The following is a 6,230-nucleotide window of genomic DNA, read 5'->3' as shown; positions in this document are numbered from 1 at the left end:
CGATCACGTTCACCAGCACGCCGCCGAGCCCGGCGGCGATCGGCGGCACCTACACCGTGGTCGCGACGGGGGGCGGGTCGGGCAACCCGGTGACGTTCTCCGTCGGGGCAGGCACGACGAACGCCGCGTGCACGGTGGCGGGGAGCACGGTGACGTTCGCGCACGCCGGCACCTGCGTGGTGGCGGCCGACCAGGCGGGCGACGCAGACTTCGCCGCAGCCGCCCAGAAGACGCAGTCGATCACGGTCGCCAAGACCGCGCAGACCATCACCATCACGAGCACGCCGCCCAGCCCGGCGGCGATCGGCGGCACCTACCCGGTGACGACCACGGGCGGCGCCTCCGGCAACCCGGTCGTGCTCTCGATCGACCCGGCGACGACCAACAGCGCGTGCACCCTGAGCGGGACCACCGTCACCTTCGCGCACGCGGGCACCTGCGTCGTCGCGGCCGACCAGGCCGGCAACGCCGACTTCGACCCGGCGCCCCAGAAGACCCAGACGATCGCGGTCGCCAAGACCGCCCAGGCGATCACGTTCACCACCGCGCCGCCGTCGCCGGCGTTCGTCGGCACCACCTACGTCGTCGGCGCGACCGGAGGCGGGTCGGGCAACCCCGTCACCTTCTCGACCAGCAGCCCGTCGTGCAGCCTCGCCGGCACGACGGTCACCTTCCTCGCTGCCGGGCCGTGCGACATCGACGCCGACCAGGCCGGCGGTCCCGACTTCGACGCCGCCCCGACGGCCACCCAGATCGTCGCGGTGACGAAGGTGACCTCCACGGTCGCCGTGGACATCGCGCCCGGTGCGACCGTGCACGGGCAGCCCGCCACCGCCACCGCGACGGTGACCCCGGCGCTGGGCTCGGCGTCGGGCAGCGTGCAGTTCTCCGTCGACGGCACCGACCTCGGTGCGCCCGTCGCCGTGTCGGGCGGGACCGCCGCCACGGCCCTGCCGGCAGACCTCGGTGCGGGCAGCCACACCATCGGTGCGGCGTTCGCGCCGACCGACTCCACGACGTTCGCCACCGCGACGGGCAGCGACACGCTTGCCGTGGGCAAGGCGGCCACGGCGGTCCTCCCGTCCGTCTCGCCCCACAGCATCAAGGCGACGGTGACCGCGACACCGCCGGGCGCGGGCACCCCGACCGGCACCGTGCGCTTCCTGGTCGACGGCAACCCGGTCGGCACCGGCACGCTCGACGCGGCCGGGAGCGCGACGCTCGCGTTCACGGTGCCGGCCGGGAAGACCGCTAGCGTCGCCGCGGCCTACGACGGCGACGCCGACTTCCTCCCCTCCTCCGCGTCGACCGCGCGCAAGGACCCGACCATCTCGGCCTCGGTCTCCGGGAAGCCGAAGAAGACGAAGGCGGGCTGGTACCGCGGCACCGTGACCGTGTCGTTCAGCTGCGCCCCCAACGGCGCCCCGCTGACCTCGCCGTGCCCCTCGCCCGTCGTGCTCAAGCGCGGCGGCGCAGGACAGTCGGTCTCGCAGACGGTCACCGCCGCCGACGGCGGGATCGGCACGGCCTCGGTGGGCGGCATCAACATCGACCACCGCAAGCCGAAGGTGCAGATCATCGGCGTCAAGGCGTCGGGCCGCTACCCGAGCGCTCCGAAGGCTCGCTGCAAGGGCACCGACAAGCTGTCCGGCATCGCCTCCTGCCGCATCCGCCAGCACAAGCTCTCGGGCAACCGGGTCCGCTACACCGCCGTCGCGACCGACAAGGCCGGCAACCGGGCGCGGCGGAGCGTGACGGTCGCCCTGGCGGTGTCCCACGTCAGCATCCTCGGTCTCGCCGCGCACGGCGGCGCCTACGACGTCACCCTGGGTGGCTCCTACACGCTCGTGGTGATCGGTGGGCCGCGGCCGCGGTACGTCGACGCGGCGGTCGCGCCGCAGCAGCCCTCCGGCCTGGACGCGTACTTCCACCAGGACGGCACGGTCCGCGGCCAGCCCCGCTGGGTCCTCGGCGTCACGATCACGACCGACATGGGTCACTCCACGCTGTGGAACCTCGGGGTTCTCCAGGGAGGCCGGCTGCACGTGGTCAAGGTGCGGGTGCACTGACGGCCCGTCGGGGCCGCGGGCCTATCGTCGGCCCGTGCCCGAGGTGAACGAGTTCGGCCAGCCCGTCGGTGACGTCGTGCCCGGGTGGGCGCCGCGGGCGCGCCCGGACGCCGTCACCCTCGAGGGCCGCTACGTCGTGGTGGCGCCGCTGGCGCCCGACCACGCGGCCGACCTGGTCGCGAGCGTGTGCGGCCAAGACGACCGCTCGCTGTGGACCTACCGGCCGACCGAGCCGCCGGCCGACCTCGAGGAGATGACGGCCTTCATCGCGCGGACGCTGACGACGCCCGACCTGCTCTCGTTCGTGCTCGTGCCGCGCGGTCGGGCGCCGGCCGGCATCGCGTCGTACACGCGGCTCGACCCGGCCACCGGCCAGGTGGAGGTGGCCGGCGTGCTCTTCGCGCGCGCGCTGCAGCGGACCCGCGCCGCGACCGAGGCCATCCACCTGCTGATGCGCTACGCGTTCGACGACCTCGGCTACCGCCGCTTCGAGTGGAAGTGCGACGCCCTCAACGAGCCGTCCCGCCGCGCCGCGCTCCGGCTCGGGTTCACCTACGAGGGCCGGTTCCGCAACCACATGGTCACCAAGGGCCGCAACCGCGACACGGACTGGTTCTCGGTGACCGACGCCGAGTGGCCCGCCGTCCGGGCGGCACACGAGCGGTGGCTCGACCCGGCGAACTTCGACGACGAGGGACACCAGCGGACCGCGCTGTCGGCGGCGACCTCGGCAGGAGCGGGTACCGCCTCGGCATGACCGACGCACCCACGACGCTCTCCGAGAACGACATCGAGCAGGCTGAGCTGGCGGACTGGCGGATCCTGTTCACCGCGCTGCACGCGCGGTTCCGCACCGAGGACTTCGCGACCGCCCTGAAGCTCGTCGACAAGATCGGCAAGGCCGCCGAGAAGGCCGACCACCACCCTGAGGTGGACCTGTCCTACGGCCGGGTCGACGTCCGGCTGTCGAGCCACGACGCGGGCGGCGTCACCGACCGCGACGTCGACCTGGCCCGCCAGATCAGCGGCTTCGCAGAGGACGTCGGCGCCGACCCTGCCCCGGCGGAGCTCTCGGTCGTCGAGGTCGCGCTGGACACCCCGACCTACGACGACGTGAAGCCGTTCTGGGCCGCCGTGCTCGGCTACGAGACGTCCAAGGCCCACGCCGAGGAGCTCAACGACCCGCACGGGACCCGGCCCACGCTGTGGTTCCAGAAGGCCGGCGAGGCCACGGGGGAGGTCCAGCAGCGGTTCCACCTCGACGTCCGGGTGCCGCCCGAGGTGGCCGAGGGCAGGGTCAGGGCCGCGCTCGAGGCCGGCGGCACGCTGGTGAGCGACACGCGGGCGCCGACGGTGTGGGTGCTCGCCGACGCGCACGGCAACAAGGCGTGCATCACGACCTGGCTGGGTCGCGACCCGAACCACTCGTCCGAGGAGGGCGACGCCGCGGGCAGGATCCGCGCGGACGACGGTGGCGGCGAGCGCGAGGGCAAGGCCGATCAGGACACCGTCGGCGGCGAGTGACACGCTGAGGGGCATGGACCAGCGGATCAGCTTCCTCACCCTGGCCGTGCGCGACCTCGACGCCAGCCGGCGGTTCTACCTCGACGGGCTGGGCTGGGCGGCCGACCTCGACGTCGAGGGCGACGTCGTGATGATCATGGTCGGTGAGCACGTCGTGCTCTCCCTCTGGGACCGCGGCCACTTCGAGGCCGAGGTCGGTCCGATCGCCATGAGCAGCGGCATCGCGCCGTTCACCATCGCCCACAACGTCGCCACCCGCGACGAGGTCGACGCCGTGCTCGCGACCGCGCGAGCCGCTGGCGCCGACCCGGTGCACGACGCCGTCGAGCGCGGCTGGGGCGGCTACACCGGCTACTTCGCCGACCCCGACGGCTACCGCTGGGAGATAGCCCACAATCCCGGACCCATCGGCGAGAAGGTGTTGCCATGACTGAGACCCGCGACCCCAGGCAGACGTTGCGCTACCCCGAGGTGTTGGCCGAGCAGGGCCTCGACGACTGGCGGTTCTTCCTCGGCAGGCTGCACGCCCGGTTCCGCACCGGCTCGTTCGTCAAGGGGCTCGAGCTCGTCACCCGGATCACCGAGGCGGCCGAGGGGGCCAACCACCACCCCGACGTCGTGCTCACCTACCCCCAGGTCGACGTCGACCTCGTCAGCCACGACGTCGGCGGGGTGACCAGCCGTGACATCGACCTCGCCCGCCAGATCTCGGCGATCGCCGCCGACCTGGGCGTCGAGTCGGCGCCCCGCGAGGTCTCGACGCTCGAGCTGGCGCTCGACGTCCCCGACGCGACGGCGGTGCAGTCGTTCTGGGCGGCCGTCCTCGGCTACGACTCCCACGACGCGTGGCCCGAGGTGTTCGACCGGGGAGGTCGCAACAACACGCTGTGGTTCCAGAAGGCCCCCGACGCCAGCGGCGAGGTCCAGCAGCGGTTCCACCTCGACATCGTCGTGCCGCGCGAGGTGGCCGAGGAGCGCGTCCAGGCCGCGCTCGATGCAGGCGGCACCCTGGTCAGCACCGACGCGGTCCCGGCGTTCTGGATCCTCGCCGACGCCCACGGCAACAAGGTGTGCGTCTGCACCGCCGACGGGCGCGAGCCGACCTCCGACTAGCTCGTCTCGACCGCGAGCACGAGCTCGTGGAGCAGGTCGGCCAGACGACGCTGGTCGGCGGGGGAGAGGACGTCGAGCAGGTCCGCCTCGGCGCGTCCTTCGAGCCGGGCGTGCCGGTCGAAGGCCCGGCGGCCCTTGGGTGTGAGACGGACGTGGACGCGCCGACGGTCGTCCCGGTCGAGGGCGCGGGTGATCAGCCGGTCGTCCTCCAACGGGCCGAGGCGGGCGGACAGCGCGCCGCGGGACAGCCCGAGGTAGGCCGCCAGCTCCGAGGGACTGGCGACGTAGGGCGGCCCGACCCTGCGCAGAGCCAGCAGGACCTTGAACGACGGCCTGTCCAGGCCGGTGTCCGCGTGCGCGACCGCGCGGGTCCCCGACAGGTGCCGGCCGAGGATCATCAGTCGGCCGACAATCGCCTCGTGCACTGGGTCGACGTAGTCGAGCTCGCCGCGCCAGCGGGCGACGTGCCGGTCGATCGAGTCCTGCTTCATGTGCGCCTCAGAATAGTTTTCTGGAGAATAGTTTTGCCACAAACTACCTTGTCGCCATGCCCGTCACCACTGACCTGTCCGTCCTGCTCGACGCCGTCACCGCGCTCAACCGCGCCGCCCGCTACGACGAGGCCCTGGCCCTGCTCGACGCCACCCGGACCGCAGACGACCGGGACCGGCTGAGCCTGCTGATCGGTCGGGCCGAGGTCGTGGGCCGGCGTGAGTACACGCTCGGCGTCCGGTCCGGCGGTGACCGCTCCCTGGATGACGCGATCGACCTGGCCCACCGGCTGGAGGTCGGGACGAGCACGTCGTGGGACCTGGCCATGCTGCACCTGCGCCGGCAGTACTTCGACCAGATCGTCGGCGGGCTCGGGCCTGCCGGCCGCGACCTCGCACTGGTGGACGCGATGACCGTCGAGGCCGAGCGGCTCCGCGACGCCGCGCCGGACGACGTGCGACGCGGCTGGGCCTCCATGTGCCTCGGCTGGTTCGCGGACAACCTGCGCGGTGAGCGGGCCGACTCGCGGGCGCACTTCGCCGACGCCCTCGCTCTCGGGCGGGCGGCCGACGACCCGGTCCTGGTCTTCGACGCGCTTCGTCACCTCGGTGACCACGCGCACGACGGCGGCGACCACGGCGCGGCGCGCGCCGCGTGGGAGGAGTCCGCGGCGGCTGCGGCCCGCGGAGGTCACGTGCTGGGGGTGCTGGCGCAGCAGGTGCTGCTCGCCGTACTCGCACGTGACGCGGGTGACGAGGCAGGGGCGCAGGCCGTGGCGCGTGAGGTGCTGCGCTGGGCCGCGGAGCTCGGGGCGACCCGGCTGGTGGACCAGCTCACCGGCTTCCTCGCCGGTGTCGACCCGACCGCACCGCCGCCGGAGGTGGTCGCCAGTCGGTGAGATCGCCGTCCCGTATTCTGGGACGGCTGGGCTTCGGGATGACGGTCGATCGGGCGACCGACTACCGTGGCGGCATGCGCCAGGACCTTCTCGTACGCATGCGACGCGCCGGCTGAGCTGTCACCACGCAGCAG

General features: G+C 73.2%; 7 protein-coding genes. 6 read left to right on the top strand and 1 reads right to left on the bottom strand.

Annotation, left to right across the window (positions count from 1 at the left end):
* The 5 genes from G514_RS26965 to G514_RS0115020 all read left to right on the top strand — a co-directional run.
* Window positions 1–2,069 (top strand): Ig-like domain-containing protein (locus G514_RS26965; RefSeq protein WP_036564975.1); only part of this gene is annotated, 2,069 nt, incomplete at its 5' end.
* 34 nt (window positions 2,070–2,103) lie between these two features.
* On the top strand, window positions 2,104–2,826 hold the full coding sequence (locus G514_RS0115035; protein ID WP_028652427.1) for a GNAT family N-acetyltransferase: 723 nt from the start codon (window positions 2,104–2,106) through the stop codon (window positions 2,824–2,826).
* Window positions 2,823–3,593, top strand: coding sequence for a 4a-hydroxytetrahydrobiopterin dehydratase (locus tag G514_RS26960; RefSeq protein ID WP_084152133.1), 771 nt, complete (start codon window positions 2,823–2,825; stop codon window positions 3,591–3,593). The genes G514_RS0115035 and G514_RS26960 overlap by 4 nt, the downstream gene beginning before the upstream one ends.
* A gap of 13 nt (window positions 3,594–3,606) precedes the next feature.
* The gene (locus G514_RS0115025) at window positions 3,607–4,023 is read left to right on the top strand and encodes a VOC family protein (protein WP_028652426.1); all 417 of its coding nucleotides are present in this window, start codon (window positions 3,607–3,609) and stop codon (window positions 4,021–4,023) included.
* On the top strand, window positions 4,020–4,706 hold the full coding sequence (locus G514_RS0115020; protein ID WP_028652425.1) for a 4a-hydroxytetrahydrobiopterin dehydratase: 687 nt from the start codon (window positions 4,020–4,022) through the stop codon (window positions 4,704–4,706). The genes G514_RS0115025 and G514_RS0115020 overlap by 4 nt, the downstream gene beginning before the upstream one ends.
* On the opposite strand, the gene G514_RS0115015 is transcribed toward G514_RS0115020, so the two are convergent.
* Window positions 4,703–5,197 (bottom strand): MarR family winged helix-turn-helix transcriptional regulator, encoded by a 495-nt coding sequence (locus G514_RS0115015; RefSeq protein WP_028652424.1) that lies wholly within the window; start codon window positions 5,195–5,197, stop codon window positions 4,703–4,705. The two genes, G514_RS0115020 and G514_RS0115015, sit on opposite strands and share 4 nt — an antisense overlap.
* Before the next feature lie 56 nt (window positions 5,198–5,253).
* Between G514_RS0115015 and G514_RS0115010 the strand changes: the two genes are divergently transcribed.
* Complete coding sequence (locus tag G514_RS0115010) at window positions 5,254–6,096, top strand: hypothetical protein (RefSeq protein ID WP_028652423.1); 843 nt, start codon at window positions 5,254–5,256, stop codon at window positions 6,094–6,096.
* Window positions 6,097–6,230 lie beyond the last annotated feature (134 nt).

Source organism: Nocardioides halotolerans DSM 19273, from assembly GCF_000422805.1.
Classification (GTDB): domain Bacteria; phylum Actinomycetota; class Actinomycetes; order Propionibacteriales; family Nocardioidaceae; genus Nocardioides; species Nocardioides halotolerans.
The sequence above is the reverse complement of the archived record's forward strand: the minus strand, read 5'-3'. Positions and strand labels throughout refer to the sequence as shown.

Bases quoted from the DNA above. Each gene is read 5' to 3' on its own strand.
- G514_RS26960 (WP_084152133.1), top strand. From the start codon at position 2,823: ATGACCGACGCACCCACGACGCTCTCCGAGAACGACATCGAGCAGGCT.
- G514_RS0115025 (WP_028652426.1), top strand. From the start codon at position 3,607: ATGGACCAGCGGATCAGCTTCCTCACCCTGGCCGTGCGCGACCTCGAC.
- G514_RS0115020 (WP_028652425.1), top strand. From the start codon at position 4,020: ATGACTGAGACCCGCGACCCCAGGCAGACGTTGCGCTACCCCGAGGTG.
- G514_RS0115015 (WP_028652424.1), bottom strand. From the start codon at position 5,197: ATGAAGCAGGACTCGATCGACCGGCACGTCGCCCGCTGGCGCGGCGAG.
- G514_RS0115010 (WP_028652423.1), top strand. From the start codon at position 5,254: ATGCCCGTCACCACTGACCTGTCCGTCCTGCTCGACGCCGTCACCGCG.